Origin of the sequence: Polyangium spumosum (assembly GCF_009649845.1) — a bacterium.
GTDB classification, from domain to species: Bacteria; Myxococcota_A; Polyangia; order Polyangiales; family Polyangiaceae; genus Polyangium; species Polyangium spumosum.
In genome coordinates this window covers 34,149-60,326 of sequence record NZ_WJIE01000013.1, presented here as the reverse complement: position 1 = coordinate 60,326, position 26,178 = coordinate 34,149, and the positions used below count along the sequence as shown (strand labels likewise).

The window sequence follows — 26,178 nt, the reverse complement described above, 5'->3', positions numbered from 1 at the left end:
CCCGTGCTCTCCCCCCACGTACGTTTCGAGGGGTTCACCGCGACGGACTGGGTCCGCGTCCTGTCGCTCTTCCGGCCGCGACGAACCTCGGGCGAGCTGCGTGATCCGAACCGCCCGCGTGGCGGCGTGATCGCCGTCCACGACCGCGGCCGCTTGCAGAAGCTCCTGCACACGAACGTGGGCCGGCTCGGGATCGACGACATCCCGTGGCCGATGACGGCCGAGGAGCTGGCGAAGCGTCACGAGGCGAGCTTCTGCATCGTGCTCGAGAGCGGCACGCTCGAGCGCATCATGGAGCGCTTCGCGGCGCGCGCGCGCAGGGGCGACGACCTCGCGACGCAGACGCTCACGCTCTTCTCGCTCGCGCAGGACGAGCTCGCCGCGGGCCGCCTCGCGGCGTGGCCCTTGCGCCTCCGGGGCGTGCCGATCCCGACGCCGGGCATGGTGCGCCGCAGCCTCGACGCGGTGTGTCCGATCGGCAAGGCGTTGGTGCTCGGCATCTTCGAGGGCGGCGAGCTCTGGGCGAGCGTGGCGCTCAAGCGCGGGCAGGACGGGATCAGCTTGATCCTCGGCCCCGACGAGATCCGCGGCGACATGGGCCTGCTCTCGGGCGACTGGCGCCGCGACTACCGGCACCTCTCGCACGCGATCGAGGACCGCGTCGGCCCGATCGCGTTCGGCTGTTACGCGGAGACGGCGACGTTCCGCGCGCTCGAGGTGGACCCGAGCCCCGGCGCGTGGGCGCGCGCGGCGTTCGTGCGCGACATCATCCTCTCGCCCTTGCCCGCGCCGATGGCGATCCCGCTCGGGATCGACGCGAGCCGCGCGGCGTTTTTGGCGATGCGCAAGGTGATGGAGCGGGTCGATTCGAACGGCGTGGTGGCGGGGTCGATCGAGCGACTCTGGGACCGGGCGGCGAAGAGCGCGCAGCATGGCGAGCTCGAGGAGATGCTGGGGTTCCACCCGCTGGAGCTCTTGCGGAAGTTGCTCGTGCGGGAGGATTGAGTCAGGCCGGCTTGAAGGGCATTCGCGGCGGCGCCGTATCCCAGAGGAGCGCCACATCCTCGGACGTGAGCCCGTAGGCCTCGTTGACCAGCGTCGACAGCCGCCGTTCGAGCCCGAGCGCTTCGCGCCTTCGTTCCTGGATGGGGAGGGCCTCGTCGGCGTACATCTCACGGAGCGCCTTCAGCTCGGCGACCTTGAGGTTGCCCGCGGCCTTGGGGCGGAGCCTCAGCACTTCGTGCACGAACGCGTCGGAGTCGAGCGAGGCGAAGTCGGCGAGCTTGTTCCCCGGCTTCGCGACGGTGAATTGTGTACGCAGCGAATCGAGGACGGCTGCCTGCGCGTCGTGGTTCTTCTTCGTCAGCTCGATCAGCCTGGCGACGGCCGGCTCTGCCTCGTCGCGCATCGCCTGTGCTGGGGCGGCGATCGGCAAATTTTCCATCTTTACGCCGAGGGGCGTCAGCGCCTCGTCCTTGAGATGCGTCAAGTACCGCCAATTGTGCCACCACATGAGCGGAGAATTGAGGACGGCTAGCAGCCACGAGTCGGTGCTGGGGATGAAGAACCCCTTGTCGTTGAGGTACAGCCCGGTGCGATCGATGGCATATGCTGGGTGGAACTGGATGACCTGATAGACGATCTTGGGTTGCTCGAATCGTTGCCAGTAGTCGACGGCGTCCTGCAATTCGAACCACTTGTAAGCGCCAGGCTTACGACCGGGCCAGTTCGACCCCCGGTAGTCGCGCGGCCGCGGCTCGAGGGAGTCCTTGAATTGCAGGAGATGCTGCTCGATTTCTGGGTACGAGGAGATGTCGAACCCATGCCTGGCAAAAATCATCCAGAGCCCCCCCCATTCGGATGCCCAACGATCGATGTCCTGGCCTCGAAGGTATTTCTTGATCACCTCTGCAGACCGGGGATCCTCGGATACGAGCCGGTTCCGCGTGGCGGTGTCGATGATGAACGCTTCGTTGTAACCGGTCACGATGCCCCGATACGGCTTGACGCCCGCGAACTCGGTGAGCGGCACACCCGCGGCTCGAATCTTGGCCATCAAGGCCTCCAGCGCCGATGGTTCGAGGCTCCACGGAGCGGCAGTGAGGCGCGACTGTGGCACGGGGTATCGGTGCTGTTGAACGTACTCAGGAATGGCGTTGGCTGCGAGCTCCTCCCGGGGGAACATGGTCACGTTCACCTCATGAGATGGAGAGGGCGATGCGCTCGCCGGCTTCGCGAGGGTCACCACGCATGGGAAGGCGTCGGCGTCCGGGAAAATCGGCGCATGGCCGAAGTCCACGATCGTCTCCAGCTCCGTCTCCGCCGCGAGGAGCTTACGCAGAGCCTCCGCATACCCCCCGCGTAGCCACTTGTTCGCGACAATGAACCCGAGCCGCCCTCCCGGCTTGAGCACCGAGATCCCCCGCTCGAAGAAGTACACGAACAAATCCGCCATTCCATGATACGCACGGTAGTTCGCCTGCAGATGATCCTTGATCTTCGTCAGGAGCTCTTGCCGCACATAAGGTGGATTGCCGATGACGACATCGAACCCCTCACGCCAGCGCGCGTTGATCTCCGCCGCCTCGGGCGCCGTCGGCGGATCGAAGAGGGCTCGCACGTGTTCGCCCGTCGTCCAGTCGAACGCCAGCGGATCCATCATCGGATCGCGGACGATGCTATTGCCCCACTTGATGTTGCTGTCCAGGTACGTGAGCTTCCGTCCGCGCTCGGCCGTCTTCAGCCACAGGGAGAGCTTCGTGATCTCCACCGACTCGGCGTTCACGTCGACCCCGAACAGGTTGTTGTTGAGCACCGTCTTCGTGAGGTCGAAGATCGTCGCCTGGCCCTTGTTCAGCTCCGAGAGCTCGGCGTTCACGCGCTCGTACTCGCGTGACAACGCGTCGAACGCGGCAATCAAGAACGCGCCCGATCCACAGGAGAGATCGAGCACGCGAATCTTCTTGATGTCCTCTCGATACGCCTCGTAGGTCGCCGTCCACGCCGCCTTCCACGCGGGCGACCCCTCCTTCAGCTTCTTCGCGCCTGGCCCGTGCGCGCCGAGGGCCGCCTGCCACCGCTCCTCGAACACCCGCCCGAGCGTCTGATCGACGATGAACCGCGTGATGAACGCGGGCGTATAGAAGACACCCTCGGCCTTTCGCTTGGAGAGCTTCGGCTGATCGGGCAAGACGATCCCCGAATTGCCGCGCAGCTCCTCCAGGTCCGTGATCGACTGCTCGAAGATGTGCCCGAGCACGTCCACCGAGACGTCGTCTCGATAGTCGTACGCCGCGAGCTTCTTGAACTCGGCGCACATCTCGTCCGTGACTTCGAGCTCGTCGATGTTCGTGTTCGGCGCGAAGAGCCCGCCGTTGTACTCGGGGAAGCGCTCCGCCTCGTGCCCCTTATCGATCCACCGGAACACGGCGCAGAAGTTCTCCCACACGGGCACCGGCCTGAACTTATTCCGGTAATCGCAGGTGTTCTTGATCGTGTCCTTCGGCAAAAGGCCCCGATCCTCGGCGAAGGCGATGAACAGGATCCGATCGAGGATGGTCTGCGCGTACTGGAGAACGTCGGCCGCGGGGAGGTTCGGGTGTCGCCGACAAAGGTCCCGATAGAGCTTCTTTCGCAGGTCACGATATTCTACGTAGAGCCGGTTCGTTACGTCGGCTTCCTCCTTCACCGACGCGGCGAGCAGCTCGTCGACGAACGAGACGCCCCCGGGCTCGGCCGGGAGCAGGTGCTCGCGGCCGAGGAGGAGGTAGAAGCGCTTGAACGCCTCGATGTCCTCCATCTCCGAGAGGAGGAAACTCTCGTAGGCCTCCGGCGTGCGGGCCGTGCTGTAAAGCCGCGTCTCCTTGTAATTGGACACGAGGATGAAGCGACAGCCGGGCGAGTGATTCGCGTAATCCCAGGCCTGCTGCACCGGCGTGTGGACCCGACCCATCGCGTGATCGAGCGAGCGCTTGGCGCCCTTCAGCTCGATCGGCGCGAGCACCACGGCGGGCTTGCCTGGCGCGAAAAACCCGAGCGCACCATCGGCCGACTTTCCCCCGCCCCCCATCGTGCGTTCGGCCGAGATCTCCCACGCGCCCGCGCCCGACCCGGTGCGCGTCCGATACCCGAGCGCCCGACCGAACACATCGCCGAGGAACTCCCCGTGCAGCTCGACCTCCTTGGCCGAATCGAGCTTCCCGGCCCGCTGCGCCAGGACCCATTTCTTCAAAATCTCATGGCGTGCATCGAGATCCGCAGGAAACGTGTGTCCTGACAGACGCTGCTTGAGGATGCCTGCATGAAACAGGGGCAAGCGGGTCCGCGAGAGGCTCATGGCGCGGCAGTTAAGGGCACCTACCGCCCGAACGCAAGAACTTCAAGCAGCACACACACCCACATCCACGGACAACGTAAGTTCACCCCTCGACGACACCCGAAGGTCTCGCGCACACGACCCGAAGGTCTCGCGCACGATACCCGAAGGTCTCGTGCGCCCGTCTCCAGGTCGCGCGCGCACGCCTTCCCCTCGTGCCCGCGCGACCTGGAGACGCGCGCGCACGCCTTCCTGACATTCCCGAACGATCTCCACGTCATGCGCGCGCGACCCGACCTCGCGCACGCGCCACGCGCGCCTCACGCACGCTCGCCCCACCGCCCCTCGCGCGCGACTTCGCCTCCTGCCCACGCGACATTTTCTTGCGCCCACGCGCCTCCGGGACGCGCCCACCCGCCTCGCGCCTCGCTCGCGCGCGACGCCTCGGCGACTACCCCGGCCCGAACGGCATCCGCGGCGGCGCGGTCTTCCACAAAAGCGCCACCTCCTCCGCCGTGAGCCCGTACGCCTCGTTCACCAGCGCCGACAGCCGCCGTTCGAGCCCGAGCGCCTCCCGCCGTCGCTCCCGCATCGGCAAAGCCTCGTCCGCATACATCTCGCGGAGCGCCTTCATCTCGGCCGCCCTCAGCTTGCCCGCGGCCTTCGGCCGACGCTTCAACACCTCCTGCACGAACGCGTCCGCGTCGAGCGACGCGAAATCGGAGAGCTTGTTCCCGGGCTCCGCGACGGCGAATTGCGAACGTAACGAATCGAGGACGGCCGCGCGCGCGTGGTGGCTCTCCTTCGTCGATTCGATCAGCCTGGCGACGGCCGGCTCGGCCTCGTCGCGGGCCGCTCGCGGCGGCGTCGCGATGGGAATGGACTCCATGTACATGCTCTTCAGCCGCAGGACCTCGTCCTTGCCGTGCACGACGTTGCGCCAGAGATAGGCCCAGAGCAGCGGCGCGTTGAGGACCGCGAGGACCCACGGGTCCTTTGTGGGGATCATGAAGCAGAGATCACTCAGAAACGTGCCCCGCTCGTCGAGGCAGAATTCGCTCCTCCAGGCCAGATCCGCATAACAGATCTTCGGCACCGCGAAGAGGTGCGCATAATCGGCCGCATACCGGCTGAGGGCGAACCACGGAAAACGCCCGGCCTTCACCTCCGGGCGGCCCTCCAGGGTATCACGATGCCCTTCGAGGTGACGCAGCACGGAAGGAAAACGGCGGATGTCGAGGTCCCAGGGGATGTAGAGCATCCACAGATTCGACGGCGTCGCGACCCACCGATCGATGTCCTGCCCCCGCAAAAATGGCTTCATGAGCTCGCCGCAATGCGGATCGGCCCGCAAGAGCGCGTCCCTCGTGGAGGGATCGACGACGAACGCCTCGTTGCACCCCGTCTTGATGCCATAATAGGGTTTCGTCCCGGCAAACTCGGTGAGCGGCGCCCCCGCGGATCGGAGCTTGGCCATCAAGGCTTGGAGCGCCGGCGGTTCGAGGCTCCACGGGGCGGCGTCGAATCGTGATTGCGGCACGGGATATCGATGCTGCCGGACGTATTCGGGGACGGCGCTCGCCGAGAGCTCCTCCCGCGGGAACATGGTCACGTGCACGTCATGGAGCGCGGAGGGCGCGGGGCCCTCCGGCTTCGCGAGCGTCACGACACACGGAAAAGCGTCGGCGTCGGGGAAGATCGGCGCGTGGCCGAAGTCGACGATCGACTCGAGGCGCGTCTCCGTCGCGAGGAGCCTGCGCAACGGCTCGGCATACCCCGCGCGCAGCCACTTGTTCGCCACGATGAACCCGAGCCGCCCGCCCGGCTTCAGCACCGAAATGCCGCGCTCGAAGAAATACACGAACAGATCCGCCATCCCATGATGAGCCCGGTACGTCGCCGAGAGGTGCTCCTTGTACCTCGTGAGGAGCTCGTGCCGCACGTAGGGCGGGTTTCCGATCACGACGTCGAACCCTTCCCGGAAGCGCGCGCTCCAATCGAACGCGCGAGGGTCGACCCGCCCGTCGGTGATGATGCTGTTTCCCCATCGGATGTTCTCGTCGAGGCAGGTCAGCCTGCGCCCGCGCGCGGCGGTCTTCAGCCACAGGGAGAGCTTCGTGATCTCCACCGACTCGGCGCTCACGTCGACCCCGAAGAGGTTCTCGTGGAGCACCGTCTCCGCGACATCGAGCCCCGCGTTCACGCGCTCGTATTCACGCGCGAATGCCTCGAACGCGGCGAGCAGAAACGCGCCCGCGCCGCAGGAGAGATCGAGCACGCGGATCGTCCGGAGGTCCTCTCGATACGCCCGCCTCGCCTCGGGCCCGTGCGCGGCGAGGGCCACCTGCCACCGCTCCTCGAACACCCGCCCGAGCGTCTCTTCGACGAGGAAACGCGCGAGAAACGCGGGCGTGTAGAAGACCCCCTCGGTCTTTCGCCGGCTGGGCCCGCGATGACCACGCAGCTCTTCGAGGTCGGCGATCGATCGCTCGAAGACGTGGCCGAGGTCCTCCACGGACACGTCCTTTCGATGCTCGTACGCCGCGAGCTTCGCGAGCTCGGCGCGCATCACGTCGGTGACGTCGAGCCCGTCGATGTCCTCGTTCGGCGCGAAGAGCTCGCTTTCGAGGGTATCCTCCGGCGACAGGCCTCGCTCCTCGGCGAAGGCGATGAACAGGGCTCGATCGAGGAGGGTCTGGGTCGATCGGAGCAGGTCGGTCGGGGCTCGGTCCGGGTGCCTCCGGCAGAGGTCGCGGTGGAGCCTGATCCGCAGATCACGCAGCTCCGCGTGCAGCCTCCGGGCGGCGTTCATTCCTGTAGTTCAAGGTATCTTCGACGCGTCCGCAAGAGGCGGCTGCATGACGACGAAGGCCCACGGCGCGCCCCTTGCTTCGACGCTTCGCCATGCGAAGCCGCTCCTCCCGGAGACAGTTCCTGCAAATGGCCGGCGCGAGCGGCGCCGCGCTCGCGGCGGGCCTCGAGCCCGGCGCCGCCGGCGCCGTGCAGGGAGAGCGCCTCACGGGCCGCGTCGTCGTCCCTGGAGATCTCGGATATGAAGATGCCCGCGAATCGTACAATGGGCGCTTCTCCAGGCATCCGCTCGCCATTGTTTTTTGCCAGAATGTAAACGATGTCGTGAACGCCATTCGATGGGCGCGCGCGCGTGGCGTCCCCGTCCGGCCCCGGAGCGGGAGGCATTGCTACGAGGCGTACTCGACCGCGGACGACGCGCTCGTCATCGACGTGAGCGACATGCGAACCGTACGCGTCGCCGAGGATCGGCGCACGGCCGTCATCGAGGCCGGCGCCTCGCTCCTGCACGTCTATGATTCGCTCGGCGAGGTCGGCGTCACGCTCCCCGCGGGCTCTTGCCCCACGGTCGGCGTCGCCGGGCTGACGCTCGGCGGCGGGCACGGCGCGCTCGTCCGCACGCTGGGGCTCCTCTGCGACAGCCTGCGGGCCGTCGAAATGGTCACGGCCGCGGGCGAGGTGATCTTCGCGGACGAGACCCACGAACCGGACCTCCTCTGGGCCTCACGCGGGGGCGGCGGCGGCAATTTTGGTATCGTCACCGCTTTCACGTTCGAGGTTCACCCGATCCCCGACGTCACCGTGTTCGACCTCTCGTGGCGCAAGGGCGACCTCGCCCAGGTCCTCACGGCCTGGCAGGACTTCGCGCCGTATGCCGACGATCGCCTCACGTGTGGGCTCAGCCTGCTCGGCAGCGGCAGGGTCCGATGCGGGGGCCAGCTCGTGGGCGGAGGAGCGGACGAGCTCCGCGCGCTGCTCGACCCGCTCCTCTCCGCCGCCGCGCCGACGAGTTTGTCCATCCGGCGCATGCCCTACATGCAGGCCATCGGCGAATTCGCCGAGCTCGGGGGTGACGCCGACGCCTGGACGTCACCCGTGCGGCAGACGCAGCGGAAATTCAAGAATACCTCCGCCTATGCGTACGAGCCCTTCGGCAGCGACGCGATCGCGACGATGATCGCGGAGCTCGAGCGCGCGCCGAGCCCCCGCTGCCTCGTGCACCTCAATGCTTATGGCGGCGCGGTGGCCAGGATCGCGCCCGACGCGACGGCGTTCCCCCACCGCGAGGCGCTCTGCAGCATGCAGTATCAGTCGTACTGGGAGGATCCGAGGGACGAGGCCAGGTTCATCGCGTGGGTCGACCATTTCCGCCGCGCGATGTTGCCCTACACGAGGGGCGCCTACGTGAATTACATCGATATCCTGGTCGAGGACTGGCCGACGGCCTACTACGGGGCGAACCTCCCGAGGCTCGCGGCCATCAAGGCGAAGTACGATCCGGACGGCGTCTTTTCCTTCCCGCAGTCCATTCCCCCACCGAGCGCTCGCGAGCCTTGACAAGGCCCCCCGGCCCTTGGTAGGCGCCGCGCGCTCAGCGCTTCTGCGGCTTCGACGACTTCGCGGGCGCCTTCTGTGCAGGCTTCGCGGGCGCCTTCTGTGCAGGCTTCGCGGGCGCCTTGGCCGAAGGCTTCGAGGGCTCGTCGTCGTCGTCCTCGTCTTCGTCCTCGTCGTCCTCGTCGTCCTCGTCGTCTTCGTCGTCCTCTTCTTCCGCGAGCCGCGCCGCGCGTGTCTCCTCGTCCTCACCGAAGAGCGACGGTCCACCGTCTGTGCCGTGCTCGGCGACGAACACGTCCGCGACCTCGAGCAGCGCCGCGATCTTGTCCTCGCGGATCGGCCCGTAGATCGTGAGCAGCATGGCCTTGCCCTCCACGCGCACCCACACCTCGCCCGGCTCGACGAGCAGCTCGCGCAGCGGGCGCGTCAGCCACTTGCCGATCGCCTTCGCCGACGCGGCCGAGCCGTCGACGAGGTACCTCTCCATGAACTCCGGGTGCTTGCGGAACTCGATGCCCGTGTTCGGCGCGAGCTTGCCGTCGACGAAGGGCAGCGGGCGCGCGGTGAACGTGGGGCCGGGCTCCTCCAGGCGCGCGATCACCGTCTGATGATCGCTGCTGCCCGCGAGATCTCCCTGGACGAACCGCGCGAAGGCCACCTTCGGCGCGAGCTCGTAATCGCCGAGCAACTTCCCGCCGCCCGCGAGCTCCGCCGCCCGGGCGAGATCGGACGCGAGGCCCCCGATCCGCTTCGGGCGCGTGTCCTTGCCCTTCTTCTTCTTCGCGCCCGCCTTCGCCCCGGCCTTGCCCTGCCCCGCGCGCCGCGCGCCGAGCGCCGAGCGCCAGGCCTCGATTGCCGACAGAGCCCGCCTGTCCACCTGCCCCGTGAGCACGAAGATGAGCCCCGCGGCGATCGGCGCGACGATCCACAGCCACCACATGGCGGCGGAGCCTAGTCCGTCTCCAAAATTTTTCCCACAGGATCGAGGAGGCCGGATCCCTGCGGGAGAGGTGAAACGAAGCGCCGTTTCCGTTACCGTAGGCCCCAAAGCTCGATGCCGCAGTCCACGCTCTACTGGCTCACCATCATCGCCCTCGGCCTCTGCGTGATGCTCTCGCTCCTCCGGCGACAAACGGTCGCGCGCCTCAAGATCGCGCAGCGCCAGCTCGCCGACGAGCGCAAGGATCGCGAGCGCGCCACGAGCGAGCTCATCCACCAGAAGTCCCAGCGCGCCGCCGCCGAGAAGGAGGTCGAGGCCGCGAAGGAACAGATCGAGGCCACGAAGAAAGAGGCCGAGGCCGCGAAAGAACAGGCCGAGGCCGCGAAAGAACAGGCCGAGGAGCTCGCGGAGGCGAAGCGCAAGCTCGAGGCGATGGAGGCCGACGTCGCGCGGCTCGTGCTCGAGCGAGACGCGGCCCGCGCCATGGAGGAGACCACGCGCGAGGAGGCGAAGGGCCTGCGCGCGGCGAAGGCGGCCGAGGCCGAGGCCGCGCAGAAGCAACACGCGGAGATCGAGGCGAAGCTGCGCGAGCGTGACGCGGCGATCAAGGCGTCGCAGGCGAAGGCCGTGGCCCTCGAAGCCGAGCTCGCGAAGGCCCGCGAAGAGGCCACGAAGACGCCCCCGCCCCCGCCCGCAGCGGCGAGCGGCGGCGGCGATTTCCTCGCGACGCTCGACGGTGATCCCTACCTGAACCGCGGTCAGAAGGAGACGATCCGCATGACCTACAACCAGTTCACCGCGAAGAAGCGCGCCGCGGGAGCGTCGTGATAGAGGTCCCCGCGTGACCCGCGTCCTCCCCAGCCTCCTCGGCGTCATCCACCTCCCGCCCCTGCCCGGCAGCCCTCGATCCGACGGGGATCTCGGGCCCGCCGAGGAGCGCGCCTTTCAGGAAGCCGCGCTCCTCGTGGCCGCCAGCTACGACGGCGTCGTCATCGAGAACTTCGGCGACGCGCCCTTCTTCCCCGGCCCCGTCCCGCCGATCACGATCGCGTGCATGACGGCGTGCGCGCGCGCCGCGCGGGAAGGCGCGAAGGGCGTCTTCCTCGGCGTGAACATCCTGCGCAACGACGCGGACGCCGCGCTCGCCGTGGCCGTCGCCGCCCACGCCGACATGATCCGCGTCAACGTGCACACCGGCGCGCGTGTCACCGATCAAGGCCTCGTCCAGGGCGCCGCGCACCAGACGCTCCGCGCGCGCCGCGCGCTCTCGGCCGATCACATCCGCATCTTCTGCGACGTCGACGTCAAGCACTCCGCGCCCCTCGCGCCGCGGCCCATCGAAGAGGAGGCGCACGACCTCGCCGAGCGCGGCCTCGCCGACGCGTTGCTCGTCACCGGCAGCGGCACCGGCCGCGCGGCCTCCGAGGCCGATCTCGACACCGTCCTCCGCGCCGTCTCCGTCCCCGTCTTCGTCGCGAGCGGCGTCACCACCGAGAACCTCGCGGCGGTCCGAAGAGCCCACGGCATCATCGTCGGCTCGGCGCTGCGCGCGGGCGGGCGCGCCGGCGCGCCGATCGACCGCGACCTCGCGGCGCGCTTCGCCGAAGCCTTCCGCGCCTCGCGTCGATGACCACCCATCCATCGCGCCGGCTCCCTCGCCGCCGCACGTTCCTCGTCGCCGTCACGCTCCTCGCGCTCGCGCTCCGGCTCGTGTGGAACCTCGTGGTCCACCCGCCTGCCGATCACATCTACTCCGACATGGCCGGCTACTTCGAGCGCTCCACGGCCCTGCTCGACGCGCCCCTCCGCAAGGATCCCTCGGCCGCCTTCTTCCCGTACGGCACCCACGCCCTCTTCGGCCTCGTCCGCGTGTTGTTTGGCCGGGAAAACCATGCCGCGCTCGCCGTCGTCCTCGCGGCGCTCGGCGCCTCGCTCGTGCCGCTCGTCTCGCTCCTCTCCGAGCAGCTCGGCCGCGGCCGGATCGCGCCCCGGGCGGCGGCCCTCGTCGCTTGTTTCTATTACCCGTGGATCTCGCTCGGCGGCTACTACCTGAGCGAGCTGCCGTTCACGGTCTGCGTCACGGCCGCGGCCCTGTTTTCGCTTCGCCTCGCCGATACGGGCCGGGGGCGCGACGCCTTTTTTTTCGGCCTCTCCGTCGCGCTCGGCGCCACCTTCCGCCCGCAGATCCTGCTCTCGCTCCCCTTGCTCTTCCTCGTCTGGCTCGCGCGCCGCCGCGCCTTGCCTCGTGTCCGCCCCTCGCACCTCGCGCGCGCGCTCGTGCCCGTCGCCCTCGTGCTCGCCGTCTCCGCCGCGCGTTTTCACTACCACACGGACAGGCTCGGCCTCGTCTCGGCCAACGGCCCGCTCAATTTCGCCTTCGGCCGCTGCCACGCCGTCGACATCGAGGCGCGCTCGCGCGGCTACTACGCCTCGTTCTTGCCGCCGCCCATGGGGTACCTCGACAAGCGCGACAAGAAAGATCCGGACGCCTTCGTTCGGCTCGATCCCGCGTTCGGCAGGAGGCTCTCGGTCCGCGGCACGATGTGGAACCCGGAGCCTTTCGAGGCCCTCGCGCGGCGGTGCGTCGCGAAGACGGGGCCCCTCCGGCAGGCCCGATACGCGATCTCCCACGTGGTGATGCTCTGGGGCTTCAATATCGCCTGGCCCGACTCGGGCACCGAAGCGTTCCGACGCCCCATGCGGCGAGCGCTCGATCTGCACAACGTCCTGCTCCTGCCGCCGATGCTCGTGGCCTTCGCCGCGTCCTTCCGGACGCACCTCGCGCGGCACGCGTTGCTCTCGGCGCACCTCGTCGCGCTCGCCCTCGTGGCCATGCTTTACTTCGGCGACGTACGGTATCGCGTGCCCTACGACGGCATCGTGATCGCCCTCGCATTCGAGGGCCTCCCCCGTATGCTCGGCTGGGTTCGCGGCTTGCTGCCGCGGAAGGTCCGGGTTTGACCGCGCCTCGGCGCGTCTCGTGCTCCTCTCGGATGCAATCTTCACGCGGGGCCGCACCTTGGTGTACCGTGCCCGACGTGCGACGACCCGGAACCGAATTCGGGCTGCGGAGGAGCCGTGTTCACGGCGTCCCCTCGGCCCTCCTCGCCGCGGCGCTCTGTGCCTCCCCGTCTCTCGCGGCAGCACAAACCGAGCCCACCGCCGACCCAGAGGCCCCCGCGACCGAAGGCGCGCCGCCGCCGGCCCCCCCCGACGAAGCGGCCAAACAGGCCGAGCCGCCGCCTGCGCCTGCGCCTGCGCCTGCGAATGACGGCGGGGCCGAGAAACGCCCCGACGCGGGCGACGTGAAGCCGGCCGAGCAGGCGAAAGCGGAGGCCCCGAAAGCGCAGGCCGAGGCTGACAAGGCCGCGGCGCCGCCGCCGGAGTCCGGGTTTTTCCTGGGCACGTACGGCCGCGTCGGCGCGGCGAGCGATTTCCGCAAGCGCCCCGGCCGCGACGCCGACATCGTGGCGCGCGGCTCGCGCCTCGACGAATCGCCGTACTTCGAGATCGACATCCAGCGCCAGGATTACTGGAAAGCCACGGGCACGACGACGCGCGCCGTGATCACGCTCGGCACCTCGGCGCCGCTCTTTCATTACAATGCGGATTTCACGATCCGCATGGCCGTGCGGAACCTGTTCTTGCAGGCGAACAACATCGGCACGAAGGGCCTCTCGGCCTGGGTCGGCTCGCGCATGTACCGCGGCGACGACGCGTACCTCATCGATTACTGGCCCCTCGACAACCTCAACACGATGGGCGGCGGCCTCCGCTACGATTTCGCGAATGGCCGCACCTTCCTCGCCTGGCACGCCGGCCTGAACCAGCCGCGCACGGGTTTCTTCAGCCAGACCGTGGCGCGCACGCCGGCCTTGAACCAGGTCGGCGCGACGGACGTCAACGTCCTCGACCGGCAGAAGTTCATCACGAGCCTCAAGGCGAGCCATATCGTGAAGGTCGGCGAGACGGCCGGCGTCAAGGCGGTCCTCTACGGCGAGCTCCACGACATCCCCTCCGGCCAGCGCGAGACCGAGGTGCGCGGCACGTTCGAGACCATGCCCGACGATATGGGGTTCGTCGTGGGCGCGCAGCTCGGCGCGTTCACGGGGCGCGACGCCTCGCACGTGAACCTCTTCCTCCGTTATGCGGGCGGCGCCGCGGCGTACGGCGAGTTCGGCTCGCCCTTCCAGCTCGCGCCCGACCGCACCTCGTCGGGCGCGCGTGAGCTATGGGTGACGCTCTCCGGCAACTGGGAGACGGGCCCGCTCGGGCTCATGACGGCCGGGTATTTCCGGAGCTTCCGCAACGCGAGCCCGGGCCTCGATTACCACGACGTCGACGAGGGCATCTTCCTCGCGCGCCCCCATCTCTTCCTCTCCGAGTGGGGCGGCATCGCGACCGAGATCTCCTATCAGGCGCAGCAGCGCGGCGTGCGCTCGCAGGCGGCCACGCCGCCGGGACAAACCATCGCGCCGCCCTCGGCCGATCCGGTCATGGGCGGCCTCTTCCGCATCGGCCTCGTCCCGTTCTTGAGCCCCGCGGGCAAGGGCAGCTACAGCCGCCCGCAGCTCCGGCTCATCTACCTCCTCACGCACCGCGACGAGGGGGCGCGCTCGATGTATGCGAAGGACGACGTCTACAGCCTGAGGGAATGGGAGCATTTCTTCGGCGTCGGGGTCGAGTGGTGGTTCAACGCGCAGACGACCTACGGTGGATGACATGAAAGCGAATCGAAGGAGCCTCATGAACCCGTCGCGTTCATCGGCCGTGATCCTCGGCCTCGTCGTCTCCGCGCTCGGAGCGACGGGCTGCATGGAGTTCTCGGATCCGCCCGAGGTCGAGCTCGCGACGAACGTCGTCGACTGGCGCGAGGAGATCATCTACCAGGTCCTCGTCGACCGGTTCGCCGACGGCGACTGGGGGAACAACTATTCGATTTTCCCCTCGGCGCCCGGCAAATGGCACGGCGGCGACTGGAAGGGCCTCGAGGATCGCCTCGATTACCTCGACGAGCTCGGCGTCACGACGCTCTGGATCTCGCCGGTCGTGAAGAACGTCTACACGGACGCCGGCTTCGACGCCTACCACGGCTACTGGGCGCAGGACCTCACCCAGCCGGCCCCGCAGTTCGGCGATCTCGAGGCTCTGCAGAGCCTCGTCAAGGCGGCCCACGCGAGGAACATGAAGGTGATCCTCGACATCGTGACGAACCACATGGGCCAGCTCTTCTTCTACGACATCAACGGCAATGGCCAGGCGGACGACCCGCTGAACCAGTCCGTCCCGGGGACGCCGGACGTCTTCAAGGAGAACGAATACGACCCGACGTACGACGTCCGCGGCGTGCAAGCGGAGACCTCGCTCGGCGAGTCGGGCCTCGCGCCGATCATCTTCGCGCACGACCCGGCGTCGAACCACATGCCGCCGCTGCCGGAGATCCTGCAGAACCCCCTCGCCTACAACCGCAAGGGCCGCACCTACAATTTCGACGACCCCGACCAGCTCCTGCGTGGTGATTTCCCGGGCGGCTTGAAGGACGTCAACACCGAGCTCTGCCCGATCCGCGACGCGATGGTCGACGCGTACACGCGCTGGATCGAGCTCACGGACATCGACGGCTTCCGCATCGACACGGTCAAGCACGTCGAGAACGGCTTCTGGCGCCATTTCACGCAGAAGGTCCGGCAGCGCCTCGCGGCGAAGGGCAAGACGAACTTCTTCATGTTCGGCGAGGCCTTCGACGGCCGTGATCCGCTCGTCGGCTCGTTCACGAAGAACGGCAATGACGCCCCGCCGCCGGCCGAGGAGCTCGCGAAGGACAACACGTGCGTGACCGACGGCGTCCCGCTGACGCCGGACATGCTCGACAGCGTGTTTTACTTCCCGCAGCAATTCCAGGTCGTCCGCGACGTCTTCCGGTACCGCGGGCCCACCTCGAACATCCAGAAGCTCTGGGCCGACCGGGCCGTCAATTACGGCGCGACGCCGGCCGCGGGCGGCGCGGTGAACGCGGCGGGCCAGGGCATCTCGCCGCAGAAGCTGCTCGTGAACTTCCTCGACAACCACGACGTGCCGCGTTTCCTCTTCACGGGCGCGGGCATGTACCCCGAGGACCCGATCTTCGGCGCGCCGCTGCCGTTCGAGACGCGCCAGAAGATGCTGCACAACGCGTTGCTCTTCCTCTTTACCGAGGAGGGCATCCCGTGCGTGTATTACGGCACCGAGCAGGATTTCCAGGGCGGCAACGATCCGGGCAACCGCGAGGACCTCTGGATCTCGGGGTACGACACGAACGCGCCCACGTTCCGGTGGATTCGACGCCTCTCGGACATCCGGCGCAAATACCCCGCCCTGAGCAAGGGGGACCTCCAGATCCTCTGGGCGAGCGACCGCACGGGCCCGAACGATCCGGACGCGAATGTCTTCGCCTTCGAGCGCACGGGCGGCGACGCGGGCGACTCCTATGCGATCGTCGTGATCAACGCGAACATCGAGAAGGACGGCTCGCCCGCGTTCGGCGGCCAGGCCATGCAGGTCGGCGCCGCGCCCGGCACGGTGCTCGTCGACGTCCTCGATGACGGCGGACAAACCCATACCGTCGGCCCGGACGGGCGGCTCTCGATCACGCTGCCGCCCTCGAGCGGCGCCGTCCTCGTCCCCGAGTCCCAGCGATAGCCCCGGGAGGTCCCGTTCATGGCGTCCGTCACCGTCACGGCCCTGAAGAAGAAGTTCGGACAAACCGAGGTGCTCAAGGGCGTGGACGTGCGCGTCCCGGAGGGCCATTTCGCCGTCCTCGTCGGCCCGAGCGGGTGCGGGAAATCCACGCTCCTGCGCCTGCTCGCCGGCCTCGAGGAGGCGGACACCGGCAAGATCGAGCTCGGCGATCGTGACGTCACGAGGCTCGAGCCGCGCGACCGGAACATCGCGATGGTGTTCCAATCCTACGCGCTCTATCCGCACCTCACGGTGCGGGAGAACCTCGCGTTCGGGCTGAAATTGCGGAAGACGGATCCGGCCGAGATCAACAAGCAGGTCGAGCGCGCCTCCGAAATGCTCGGCCTCGGGGCGCTGCTCGATCGATTGCCGAAGCAGCTCTCGGGCGGGCAGCGGCAACGCGTCGCGATGGGGCGCGCGATCGTACGCAAGGCGGACCTGTACCTCTACGACGAGCCGCTCTCGAACCTCGACGCGGCGCTGCGCGCGCAGGTCCGCGTGGACATCCGCAAGCTGCACGACGAGCTCGGCGCGACGAGCGTCTACGTCACGCACGACCAGGTCGAGGCCATGACGCTGGCCGACGTGATCTTCGTGCTGAACAAGGGCCAGGTCGAGCAGTCCGGCCCGCCGCTGGAGATCTTCGACAAACCGGCGACGAGGTTCGTCGCGGCCTTCCTCGGCAGCCCCGCCATGAATTTCGTCGACGGCGAGCTCGAGCGCGCGGGCCCCTCGTGGGTGTTTCGCGCGAAAAACCTCGTCGTGCCGGTCGACGAGGCCACGTTCGCGGGCGGGCTCGAGCCGGGGCGAAAGGTCACGCTCGGCATACGGCCGCACGAGGTGGCGCTCGCCGAGGGCGGCGGGGAGACGACGAAGCTCGTGGTGTCGGTCGTCGAGGCGCTCGGCCCGGAGACGTATGCCCACGGCGAGATCGCGGGCGCCCCGTTCATCGCCCGCGTGGAGGCCCGCCGGGGCCTCAAAAAAGGCGAGACGCTCCCCATCGTGTTCCGCTCGATCCACCTGTTCGACGTGGCCACCGGAAAGTCGCTCCGCGCGAGGTGAAAGCGTGAAATCGAGGCAGCGGCGGCGTCTCCCCGCACTCTGGGTCTTCTGCGCGCTCTTCGTGGTCGTCTTCTTCTCTCCCGCGGCGAGGGCCGAGCCGATCCGGCTCTGGCACGCGCAGCGCGGCGATGAACAGAAGGCGCTCGAAGAGATCGTCGCGCGCTTCGAGGGCGAGCGGGTCGAGCTGCTCGCGCTCCCCACCGACGGCTTCAAATCGAAGATCTCCGCCGCCGTCCAGTTCGGCGAGGGCCCGGACCTCTTCCTCGACGCGCACAACAGGCTCGGCGATTACGACGGCCGCAAGGTCATCGCGCCCGTGGGCGACGCGCTCGACGGGAGCGCGTTCGCCGGGCCCACGCTCGCCGCCGTCTCGCTGCGCGGCGAGCCCTACGGCGTCCCCATCACGCAGAAGAGCGTCGCTCTTTACGTGAACACGGACCTCGTGAAGGAGATCCCGGCCGATTTCGAGTCGATCGCCGAGCTCGCGAAGGCCCTCCCGGCCGGCGTCGTCCCCCTCGCCTACAACTCGCAATCGACCTATTACCACGCCGGCTTCGTCCACGCGTTCGGCGGCCTCATGCTGACGCCCGACGATGCATTCGCTTTCGTCGGGCCCGCGGCGGAGAGGTCGCTCGATTTCGTCCTCGGGTTGCGCGCGAAGAAGGTCGTCGCCGAGGACACCGACGTCGCGGTCGTGACGAACCTCTTCCGCTCGGGCAAAGCCGCGCTCGCGATCGACGGGCCGTGGCTCTCGACGAGCCTCGCGGAGACGCGCGCTCTCCATTATCGCGTGGTCCCGCTGCCCCCGATCCGCGCCGCGGGGAAGCCGCCCCAGCCTTATCTCGGCGTCGAGGCCGTCATGCTCACGCCCAGAGGCGCGGCGCGGCCCGAGGTGCGCGCGCTCGCGCGGCTGCTCGCGAGCCCCGAGGCCACGAAGATCCGCCTCGAACGAGCGCGCACCCTGCCCGCGCGGATCGACGTCCCCTTGCCGCCGGAGGACGCCTTCCTCGCCGCGTTCGCCGAGCAAGCCAAGAATACGGTCGCGATGCCCTCCTCGCTGGCCATGGACGCCGTGTGGGAGCCAGCGGACCGGGCCATTCGCAAGGTCCTCCGCGGCGACGCGCTCCCGGAGAGCGCGCTCTCCGAGGCCAAGCGACGATTCGACGACGTGAGGCGCCCGGCGCCCCCGCCCGCCTCGCGCACGCCGGGGCTCGTCGTCTTCGGGGCGTTGCTCTTGCTCGGCGCCTTTTCGCTCGTCCGGCGCGCGAAGGACCCGGAGTTCCGGAAGGACGTGAAGCGCTCGCTGCCTGCGTATGCGTACGTCACGCACGCCGTGATCGCGGTCGGCGTGCTCGTGGTCCTGCCGCTCGTCATTGGCGCGCTCACCTCGCTGCTCGGCGGCTCGATCCAGAATTTGAGAGAGGTCGGCTGGCACAACTACGTCGGCCTCCACAACTTCGTCCAGATCCTCACGGCGCGCGGCGGCTCGCTCTTCGCCACGGGATCGTTTTACGTGGTCCTCCTCGTCACCGTCCTCTGGACCGTGCTCAACGTGTTTTTCCACGTCACGATCGGGGTCGCGCTCGCGCTCCTGCTCTCCCGGCCGATGCTCCGGCTGCGCGCGCTCTACCGCGTCCTCTTGATCATCCCCTGGGCCGTGCCGAGCTACGTGACGGCGCTCGCGTGGAAGGGCATGTTCCACCGGCAATTCGGGGCCGTGACGGGGCTCGTCCACGCCCTCAACGAGACCTTCGGCACGAGCCTCGAGCCCATTTCGTGGTTCGCGAGCTTCTCCACCGCGTTCGCGGCGAACGTCGCGACGAACGTTTGGCTCGGCTTTCCATTCATGATGGTCGTGACGATCGGCGCGCTCACGGCGGTCCCCGCCGACGTGCTCGAGGCGGCGAAGGTCGACGGCGCGAGCCCCTGGCAGAGGCTCTGGCTCGTCACGCTGCCGATGATCCGGCCGAGCCTCCTGCCCGCTGTCACGATGGGCGCGGTCTGGACGTTCAACATGTTCAACGTCGTCTTCCTCGTCTCGGGCGGCGAGCCCGACGGGACGACGGAGATCCTGGTCACGGAGGCCTATCGCTGGGCGTTCACCCGCAATGCGCAATACGGCTACGCCGCGGCGTATGCGGTCTTGATCTTCCTCCTTCTCTTCGGTCGGACCCGGATCTCCGATTGGCTCGCGGAGCGGCGCGAGGCGCGCGAGAAAGAGGCCTCCGCGGCGGCGAGCGTGAAGGCGGCGGGAGGTGCGGCGTGAACAAGAAGCCATCGTTCTTCGAATCGGCCGCGTGCCACGTCGTCCTCGTGATCGCCGTGGCGTTCGCGCTGTATCCCGTGCTCTGGGTCGTCGCGCTCGCCTTCTCGGGCACGCAGACGCCCTCGCCGCGCGTGATCCCCGTCCCGGAGGCGCCGACGCTCGCGCACCTCTCCGCGGTCGTGGGCGCCTCGCGCAAGATCGACGGCGCCGAGGTATGGCTCTTCGGCCGCCAGCTCGCCAATTCGCTGGTCGTCTCGCTCTCGACGGCGCTCGTCGGCGTGCTCATCGCCATTCCGACGGCGTACGCCCTCGCGCGGTTCCGCTTCGCCGGCAAGGAGTCGGGCGTGCGGGCGCTGCTCGCCACGCAGATGTTCCCCGCCGTGGCGAGCGCGATCCCGCTCTACATGATCCTGAATCAACTGGGCCTCTTGAACTCGCGGACGGGCCTCGTCGTCTGTTATGCCTCGACGAGCGTGCCCTTCTCCATTTTCCAGCTCCGCGCGGCCTTCGAGGCGATCCCGGTCGACCTCGAGGAGGCGGCGATGGTCGACGGCGCCACGCGCTTCTCGGCGTTCGTCCGCGTCGTCCTGCCCGCGGCGCGCCCGGCGATCGCCGTGACCGCCCTCTTCGCGTTCATGGGCGCGTACAACGAGTTCATCCTCGCCGCGACGCTGCTCGACAAGGAGGAGATGTTCACGCTGCCCGTCATGCTGCAGCGGTTCATCGGCGAATACGACGCGCAATGGGAGAAATTCGCCGCGGGCGCGCTCGTCGTCTCCTTGCCCGTGATGGCGCTCTTTTACGTCGCGCAGCGCCACCTCGTCGCGGGCCTCACGGCCGGCGGCGTGAAGGGGTGAGAGAGATTTCTAGCTCTTGACCCCGAGAAGCGCTCTCCCGTAGGCTCGCCTACGAGGTGACGCATGGCAAGGATCTGCATCTTCGGCGCTGGCCCCGGCGGGCTTTACGTGGCTCTGCGGCTGCTTCAGAGCGGCTCGTTTTGCTCCGACGACACCCTCGAGCTCTTTGACTGGGGGAACTACCGCTTCGAGGGGGAGCACGGCTCCCGCGCGGCGGCGGGGCGCATTTGTACGTATCACCATCGCGACGACCCGACCCAGTCCTACATCGAGGTCGGCGGGATGCGTTATATCGAGTGGGACGAGACGCCGAAGGGCAGCGGCCACCGCCTCGTCTCCACGATGATTCGGACCCTCGGGCTCCAGGAGGAGTCGGTCCCCTTCAATACCACCGACAACCCGCTGTTCTTCTTGCGCGGCAAGAACTTCTACTCGAGCGACATCAGCGAGACCTCCCCCGCGCCCTACAACACGCCCCACGCCGCGAAGTCCCCGGACGACGCCTTCACCTACGTCGCCGACCAGGCCATCCAGAAGGGCCTCGAGCTCGACGACCGCGCCGAGCAATGCCGGTTCTACTCCGACGGCCGGCTCTCGGACACGTACCGCGGCGTCTTCGAGCCGGGCCAGCGGCTCCGCGACATCGGCTACTGGAACCTGCTCTACGACGTGCTCGGCAACGAGGGATATCGTTATGCCGACATGGGCGGGGGCTACGAGTCCAACGTCATCAACTGGCACAGCGCCGACGCGCTCATCTACAACAGCGAGTTCGCCCCCGGCGGCACCTTCAAGACCCTCCGCCACGGGTATTCGACCCTGTTCGCGCGGATGTTCGCCGAGATCGAGGCGCTCAGCAAGAAGGAGGGCGCGCCCCGCTTCCATTACCACGCGCGCCACCGGCTGCATTCGATCACCGCGCCGCACGGCAAGATCTCGTTCCGCACGGCGACGGCCGAGGCCCCCTACGTCGGCGGCGAGGCCCAGACCGCCGACAAGGTCGTCCTCGCGCTCCCGCCCGAGTCCCTCGAGCTCGTCGCCCAGGCGACGCGTTACGCGAACGTCGAGGGCGACCTGCTCAACGAGCCGAAGGTCGCGCTCTACCGCGACTCGGTCATCAAGCAGCCGTCCTACAAGGTCGCGATGTTCTTCTCGAGCCCCTGGTGGGAAAAAACCAAATACCCGCCGCGCCTCGTCGGCTCCGATCCGAGCGCGACGAACGTGTTTGGCCCGACGATCACGGATCTGCCGATCCGGCAGGTCTATTATTTCGGCAACAACTCCCCGTCCGGCGCGAGCCCGGCGGTCTACGCCCTGCTCGCGAGTTACGACGACGAGAGCTTCACGTCGTTCTGGCAGGAGCTCGAGATTGGCCCGAACCGCGATCGTCTCGTCCCGGTCTCGCAGCAGCTCCAGCCCCTGCACGGCCCTCGCCACGCGCCCGAGGCCATGGTCCGCATGCTCCGGGGCGAGCTCGCGCGGGTGCATAACGGCCCCGACGCGACCCTGGAGCTCGTCCCGACGCCGCTCGAGACCGTCTTCATGGACTGGTCGCAAAAGCCGTTCGGCGCCGGCTACCACGCGTGGGCGGCCCATTACGACATCTGTGACGTGATGGCGAACATCCGCAAGCCGAGCCGGCTCGTCGAGGGGCTCGACGCCGAGGTCTACATCGTGGGCTCGGCGTATTCGAACGACCAGGCCTGGGTGGAGGGCGCCTTCTGCACGGCCGAGTCGGTGCTCAACGATTTCTTCGGGGTCGCGCCGATCATCGATCCGACGGACTACCCCTTCATTTGTCGTTGACGCGCTGGAAGACGTGGGCCCGGGTGGTGCTGAAATCACCCAGGTCCACCTGATAAGGCGTCGAGCCCGTCACGGCCAGATCGACGAGGATCCGTCCGAACAGCGGCGTGTACTTGAAGCCCCGGCCCGAGGCCATGCAGAGGATCGAGGCGTTCGTCCGGAACTGCGTGGCCTCGGGCGCGATCGGGATCCGGCCGAGGACGATGTCGCCGTCCGGGGCCATCGAGTACATGCAGGCGCCCTGGAGCGTGGGGTTGTCGATATCGAGGACGCCGGGCTTCACGAGGGCCCGCAGGTGGGCCTGGATATCGGCGATGATGCGCGGATCCGGGCTCCGCTCGATCTGGTCGGGCGAGGACCAGGTGGTGTACGTGTAATCGGCGCTGATCTTGAACTTGCCGCGGGTCTCCTCGCTGAAGCCGACGTCCGGGAAGCCGTAGAACAGCCGGTTCGCGTCGCTGTTCGTATTGCCGAACTCGTACCAGATCGGCCAGTGCGCGTCCTTTCCGCTGGGGCCACGCGCGAAGAAACCCAGGGTCATCTGCCAGATCGACCAGGCAGGGTCCTTCTTGTACGCGGCGAGCCCGAGCGGGGCGAGCACGCTGTCGAGCCACACGCCGGGGCACAGGATGAGGTAGCCGGCGTGGATCTTCTCGCCATTGACGAGCGTGACGGTCCACGCCCCCGAGGTGTGTTGCTCGATATGGACGACGCGGTCGAGGATCTGCCGATAGCGGCCGGTCCGCTCGGCGAGCTCGCGGGTGACCTCGAAGGCGCGCTGCACGTTGATGGTCGCGCCGTTGTTCTGGACGAGCCCCACGTAGGCGGTCCCATCGGGCGTGTAGAGCCCGGCCTTCTCGAAGATCGGATAACGCGCGACGATCTCGTCCGGGCTGCCGAGTCTTTCGTACGGGACCCCGAGCTGATCCATCGTCGCCTGGATGTTCGAGATGTTGCCCTCGAACGTGGAGACGTCGGGGTTGCCGAAAAAGAGCATATCCTGCTCGACGAGCAGCGGGCGCGCAGGGTCGACGCGGGCGTGCTGCTCGAGCTCGTGCCACATGGCGTACGCCGTCTCGACGAGGCGGACGCGCTCGGGCTGCGCGTAGAGGATACGAAACATCCGCTCGAGGCCACGCGAGCTCCCGAGATCGTTCGGGCCGCTTCCCTGGTTGGGAAACTGATCCACGAGGATCGTACGTAGACCGCGCCGCGCCGCGTGATAGGCCGCCGAGAGGCCGATCGTGCCGCCGCCGACGATGAGGACATCCGTGCTGTGTTGTAGGGTGGTCATGGGTCGCAGCTGACTCCTGTCGATTCAGGAGACTGCGACTCGTCGGGCATTGTCAAGGTTTCCTTGACGTGCCCGCGCGCGGATTTACTGCCTCGGCAGCGGGCAGAGGTAGGATACGCCCGCCCCGACGAGCCCCTCCCCCACGAGGTCGATTTCCGGCACGTACGAGCATTTCCTCCCGGCCTCGTCCGTCAGGATGCTCGCGCGCCGCTCGAGCAGGTTCTCCACCTGCGCCCGCGTGATCGGGCCCGTGCCCGCCACACGCTCGGAGATCTTGACGGTCGGGCTGCCCTGGCAGGAGAGCACCGCGGTCACCGCGAGATCGGGCTCGACCTTCTGCCCGGCCTCGCGACCGGCGACGATTGGCCTCACCGTGCCGCGAATGCTCGCGCTGTACCAGCAGCCGTTGTCCAGGGGAAACGTGAAAAGCTCGTCGTACGACCACACCGACGAGACGGTCGGATTGTCGTCGGGTGGTGGAGCGGGCGCCTCGATGCTTGCGTCGGGCCCGCCTCGCTGCGCCAGGAGCGAGACCGTATCCGCGAGTGCCACACCGGAGATCGGGAGAAGCGCAAATGCCGCGAATCGACCGAACCCCGTGCCTTTCGACCTGACCATATCCCTCCAGCGGCCCTGCCGAGGGAGCGCGTTTTGCGCGCGCCCCAGGCACACGGACCCCTCGCCTCGGAGCGATTGCCAGGATGATGCCAACGGACGCCCGGCGAGCGCCGTCGACCGGGCGCGAGGGACGAGAACTGGCGCCGAGCGGGGAGAATCAGAAGATCCAGACGGGGCGCGAGATCAGGATCGGCTGCGCGCCCGTCTTCGTGCCGATGAGGCGGTGATCGGGGTCGAGCGTCACGGTCGAGACCGGCTCGGCGAACGGGATCGTCATCGTGACCGCGGCCGCCTCGGGAGCGAGGCCATAATCGAGGGCGACACGCGCCGTCTCCGTCGCGCCCTTCACCTCGACCTCGACGACGCAGGGGAAGAGCTTTCCGCCGGGGTTCTGCTGGGTGACGGTGATCGTGGCCTCGCCGTCGAGCTGCGTGGCCGAGACGTCGAACGTGGGCCAGACCGGCGCGCCCTGGCCGAAGACCCAGGCGTCGAAATAGGCGTCGAGGTTCTGCCCGGAGGCCGCTTCGAGCGCGTCTTTCAGCTCCGTCACGCTGCGGCCGCCCGACTTCGAGAGGAAATCCGCGATCCCCGCGAGCACGGCGGTCCTGCCGATGAGCGGCTCGAGCTGGAGATAAAGCACCATCGGCCCGGGGCCATAAACATCGCCGTAAAACGCCTGCACCTCGGGCGCGGGCTCGTCCGTCGGCCGAGGCCAGTGCTTGGATTGGGGCGAAATGCCGTCCCAGTACGCCCGCGTGGCCGCGGCCTCGCCCTCGGGCCGCGCGATGTCCTCGAAGACGTAGGCGAGGTACTCCGCCGTCGCCTCCTTCCACACGAAATCGGTCGCGGACGCGAGGGTCGTGTGATCACCCGCCCATTGATGGATGATCTCGTGCATGAGCACGTGCATCGTGCCGTCGGCATAATCGAGCTGCAGCTTGTCGAGCTGCTCCTGCAGGAGGATGTTGCCCGGGTGCTCGAAGCCGAGCCAGGCCGTGGGGCCGCCCGCGATACGCAGCTCCTTGCCATACGGGAACGGCCCGAGCAGCGAGACGATCCAGTCCATGAAGGCGCCGACGCTGGCCTTGTCGAGCGACGACGCGAGCGTGCCGAGCGGGACCTCGTAAAACACGAGGTCCACGCCGGCGTACGCGCCGAACGGCGCCCGCTCCCAGAGCGGATCCGCCGCGATCGCGAACGCCGAATAGGTCGGCGCGTTCGTGACGTCGCAGGTCGTCTTCGTCTCCCCGGGCGCGAGCGTCCCGGGGCAAAGCACGGTCGTGCCCGCGGGGTGCGTGACCTCGAAATGGAAATCGCTCATCTTCGAGGGATCGTCGTCACAAGGGCCGAACCGATCACAGCCGCCGACCCACGAGAGCAGGTACGAGAACTCGCCGCCCGCGAGGTTTTTCTTGCGCGAAAAGCCGACGTCGAGGTTCCACCAGGTATCGTTCGAGACCGTCGTGCGTGCTCCGACCGAGACCGTCGGCCCCGCGGGCATGCCCGCGCCGCAGGTCTTCAGGACGTTGCTCGCGAAATCGGCCGACACGGCCGGCCCCTCGTTCCAGGTGACGTCCGTGAGTGAAGACGCCTCGCACGAGACGCTGTAACAATCGCCGCCCGGCGCCGCGACGTCGAGCGCGAGCTTCGACGTCGCCTCGGCCGTCGCGAGGTCGAACGTGTAGTCGTATCGCAGCACGTTCGCCGTGATGTCCCCGGTCGGCCCCGCGCCGCCCATACCGCCCGCGCCGCCGTCGCCGCCCGTGCCTCCGCTGCCGCCGTCTTCGCAGATCGAGGCGGTGCACCGCTCGGGCTCGTCGCTGCAAGCCGTGCCGAGCAAGGCGAGCGCCGCGAGGCCGACGAAGATCGTTCGAGGGGTATACAAGGAGGACCGGGAGGCGAAGCGCATACGTCCATCCTACAGAAAAATGCGGCGCC

At 68.1% G+C, this 26,178-nt stretch carries 17 protein-coding genes; 11 read left to right on the top strand and 6 right to left on the bottom strand.

Annotated features, from left to right (window positions below):
* The first annotated feature begins 3 nt into the window (after positions 1–3).
* The gene (locus GF068_RS33060; protein ID WP_338046668.1) at positions 4–1,005 is read left to right on the top strand and encodes a hypothetical protein; all 1,002 of its coding nucleotides are present in this window, start codon (positions 4–6) and stop codon (positions 1,003–1,005) included.
* Position 1,006: 1 nt separating this feature from the next.
* Here the strand turns inward: GF068_RS33060 and GF068_RS33055 are convergent, their stop codons facing one another.
* Both GF068_RS33055 and GF068_RS33050 read right to left on the bottom strand, forming a co-directional pair.
* Complete coding sequence (locus tag GF068_RS33055; protein WP_153823519.1) at positions 1,007–4,336, bottom strand: Eco57I restriction-modification methylase domain-containing protein; 3,330 nt, start codon at positions 4,334–4,336, stop codon at positions 1,007–1,009.
* 430 nt (positions 4,337–4,766) lie between these two features.
* Entirely contained in the window at positions 4,767–7,127 is a 2,361-nt protein-coding gene (locus GF068_RS33050; RefSeq protein WP_153823518.1) for an Eco57I restriction-modification methylase domain-containing protein, read from the bottom strand.
* Positions 7,128–7,219: 92 nt separating this feature from the next.
* Here GF068_RS33050 and GF068_RS33045 point away from each other — a divergent pair, with 92 nt between their 5' ends.
* Positions 7,220–8,683: an FAD-binding oxidoreductase gene (locus tag GF068_RS33045; protein ID WP_153823517.1), complete on the top strand. Its 1,464-nt coding sequence runs from the start codon at positions 7,220–7,222 to the stop codon at positions 8,681–8,683.
* Between the two features lie 34 nt (positions 8,684–8,717).
* On the opposite strand, the gene GF068_RS33040 is transcribed toward GF068_RS33045, so the two are convergent.
* The gene (locus GF068_RS33040) at positions 8,718–9,620 is read right to left on the bottom strand and encodes a hypothetical protein (RefSeq protein ID WP_153823516.1); all 903 of its coding nucleotides are present in this window, start codon (positions 9,618–9,620) and stop codon (positions 8,718–8,720) included.
* A gap of 114 nt (positions 9,621–9,734) precedes the next feature.
* On the opposite strand from GF068_RS33040, the gene GF068_RS33035 reads away from it, so the two are divergent.
* The 9 genes from GF068_RS33035 (at position 9,735) to GF068_RS32995 (ending at position 22,328) form a co-directional block, all read left to right on the top strand.
* Entirely contained in the window at positions 9,735–10,448 is a 714-nt protein-coding gene (locus GF068_RS33035; RefSeq protein WP_153823515.1) for a hypothetical protein, read from the top strand.
* A 13-nt stretch (positions 10,449–10,461) separates the two neighbouring features.
* The gene (locus GF068_RS33030) at positions 10,462–11,250 is read left to right on the top strand and encodes a BtpA/SgcQ family protein (RefSeq protein WP_206079600.1); all 789 of its coding nucleotides are present in this window, start codon (positions 10,462–10,464) and stop codon (positions 11,248–11,250) included.
* Entirely contained in the window at positions 11,247–12,581 is a 1,335-nt protein-coding gene (locus tag GF068_RS33025) for a glycosyltransferase family 39 protein (RefSeq protein ID WP_153823514.1), read from the top strand. Before GF068_RS33030 ends, GF068_RS33025 begins: the two co-directional genes overlap by 4 nt.
* Before the next feature lie 77 nt (positions 12,582–12,658).
* Positions 12,659–14,341, top strand: coding sequence for a carbohydrate porin (locus tag GF068_RS33020; protein WP_170319827.1), 1,683 nt, complete (start codon positions 12,659–12,661; stop codon positions 14,339–14,341).
* A 1-nt stretch (position 14,342) separates the two neighbouring features.
* Positions 14,343–16,298: an alpha-amylase family glycosyl hydrolase gene (locus tag GF068_RS33015; protein WP_153823512.1), complete on the top strand. Its 1,956-nt coding sequence runs from the start codon at positions 14,343–14,345 to the stop codon at positions 16,296–16,298.
* A gap of 18 nt (positions 16,299–16,316) precedes the next feature.
* Positions 16,317–17,399: an ABC transporter ATP-binding protein gene (locus GF068_RS33010; protein WP_153823511.1), complete on the top strand. Its 1,083-nt coding sequence runs from the start codon at positions 16,317–16,319 to the stop codon at positions 17,397–17,399.
* 4 nt (positions 17,400–17,403) lie between these two features.
* Positions 17,404–19,665 carry an extracellular solute-binding protein gene (locus GF068_RS47210; RefSeq protein WP_338046667.1) on the top strand — a complete coding sequence of 754 codons (2,262 nt, stop codon included), beginning with the start codon at positions 17,404–17,406 and terminating at the stop codon, positions 19,663–19,665.
* A complete protein-coding gene (locus GF068_RS33000) occupies positions 19,662–20,522 on the top strand; it encodes a sugar ABC transporter permease (protein WP_338046666.1) in 861 nt (286 codons plus the stop codon). The genes GF068_RS47210 and GF068_RS33000 overlap by 4 nt, the downstream gene beginning before the upstream one ends.
* 63 nt (positions 20,523–20,585) lie before the next feature.
* Complete coding sequence (locus GF068_RS32995) at positions 20,586–22,328, top strand: flavin monoamine oxidase family protein (protein WP_153823509.1); 1,743 nt, start codon at positions 20,586–20,588, stop codon at positions 22,326–22,328.
* Here the strand turns inward: GF068_RS32995 and GF068_RS32990 are convergent.
* The 3 genes from GF068_RS32990 to GF068_RS32980 all read right to left on the bottom strand — a co-directional run bounded on the left by GF068_RS32990 (position 22,315) and on the right by GF068_RS32980 (position 26,149).
* Positions 22,315–23,622, bottom strand: a complete 1,308-nt coding sequence (locus GF068_RS32990) for an FAD-dependent oxidoreductase (protein ID WP_153823508.1) — start codon at positions 23,620–23,622, stop codon at positions 22,315–22,317. The two genes, GF068_RS32995 and GF068_RS32990, sit on opposite strands and share 14 nt — an antisense overlap.
* An 84-nt stretch (positions 23,623–23,706) precedes the next feature.
* Positions 23,707–24,174, bottom strand: coding sequence for a hypothetical protein (locus tag GF068_RS32985; RefSeq protein ID WP_153823507.1), 468 nt, complete (start codon positions 24,172–24,174; stop codon positions 23,707–23,709).
* 223 nt (positions 24,175–24,397) lie between these two features.
* Positions 24,398–26,149 carry a M1 family metallopeptidase gene (locus GF068_RS32980; protein WP_153823506.1) on the bottom strand — a complete coding sequence of 584 codons (1,752 nt, stop codon included), beginning with the start codon at positions 26,147–26,149 and terminating at the stop codon, positions 24,398–24,400.
* Positions 26,150–26,178 lie beyond the last annotated feature (29 nt).

Excerpts from the sequence above, each read along its gene's own strand:
- GF068_RS33055 (WP_153823519.1), bottom strand. The coding sequence starts at position 4,336 with ATGAGCCTCTCGCGGACCCGCTTGCCCCTGTTTCATGCAGGCATCCTC.
- GF068_RS33050 (WP_153823518.1), bottom strand. The coding sequence starts at position 7,127 with ATGAACGCCGCCCGGAGGCTGCACGCGGAGCTGCGTGATCTGCGGATC.
- GF068_RS33045 (WP_153823517.1), top strand. The coding sequence starts at position 7,220 with ATGCGAAGCCGCTCCTCCCGGAGACAGTTCCTGCAAATGGCCGGCGCG.
- GF068_RS33040 (WP_153823516.1), bottom strand. The coding sequence starts at position 9,620 with ATGTGGTGGCTGTGGATCGTCGCGCCGATCGCCGCGGGGCTCATCTTC.
- GF068_RS33035 (WP_153823515.1), top strand. The coding sequence starts at position 9,735 with ATGCCGCAGTCCACGCTCTACTGGCTCACCATCATCGCCCTCGGCCTC.
- GF068_RS33025 (WP_153823514.1), top strand. The coding sequence starts at position 11,247 with ATGACCACCCATCCATCGCGCCGGCTCCCTCGCCGCCGCACGTTCCTC.
- GF068_RS33015 (WP_153823512.1), top strand. The coding sequence starts at position 14,343 with ATGAAAGCGAATCGAAGGAGCCTCATGAACCCGTCGCGTTCATCGGCC.
- GF068_RS33010 (WP_153823511.1), top strand. The coding sequence starts at position 16,317 with ATGGCGTCCGTCACCGTCACGGCCCTGAAGAAGAAGTTCGGACAAACC.
- GF068_RS32995 (WP_153823509.1), top strand. The coding sequence starts at position 20,586 with ATGGCAAGGATCTGCATCTTCGGCGCTGGCCCCGGCGGGCTTTACGTG.
- GF068_RS32990 (WP_153823508.1), bottom strand. The coding sequence starts at position 23,622 with ATGACCACCCTACAACACAGCACGGATGTCCTCATCGTCGGCGGCGGC.
- GF068_RS32980 (WP_153823506.1), bottom strand. The coding sequence starts at position 26,149 with ATGCGCTTCGCCTCCCGGTCCTCCTTGTATACCCCTCGAACGATCTTC.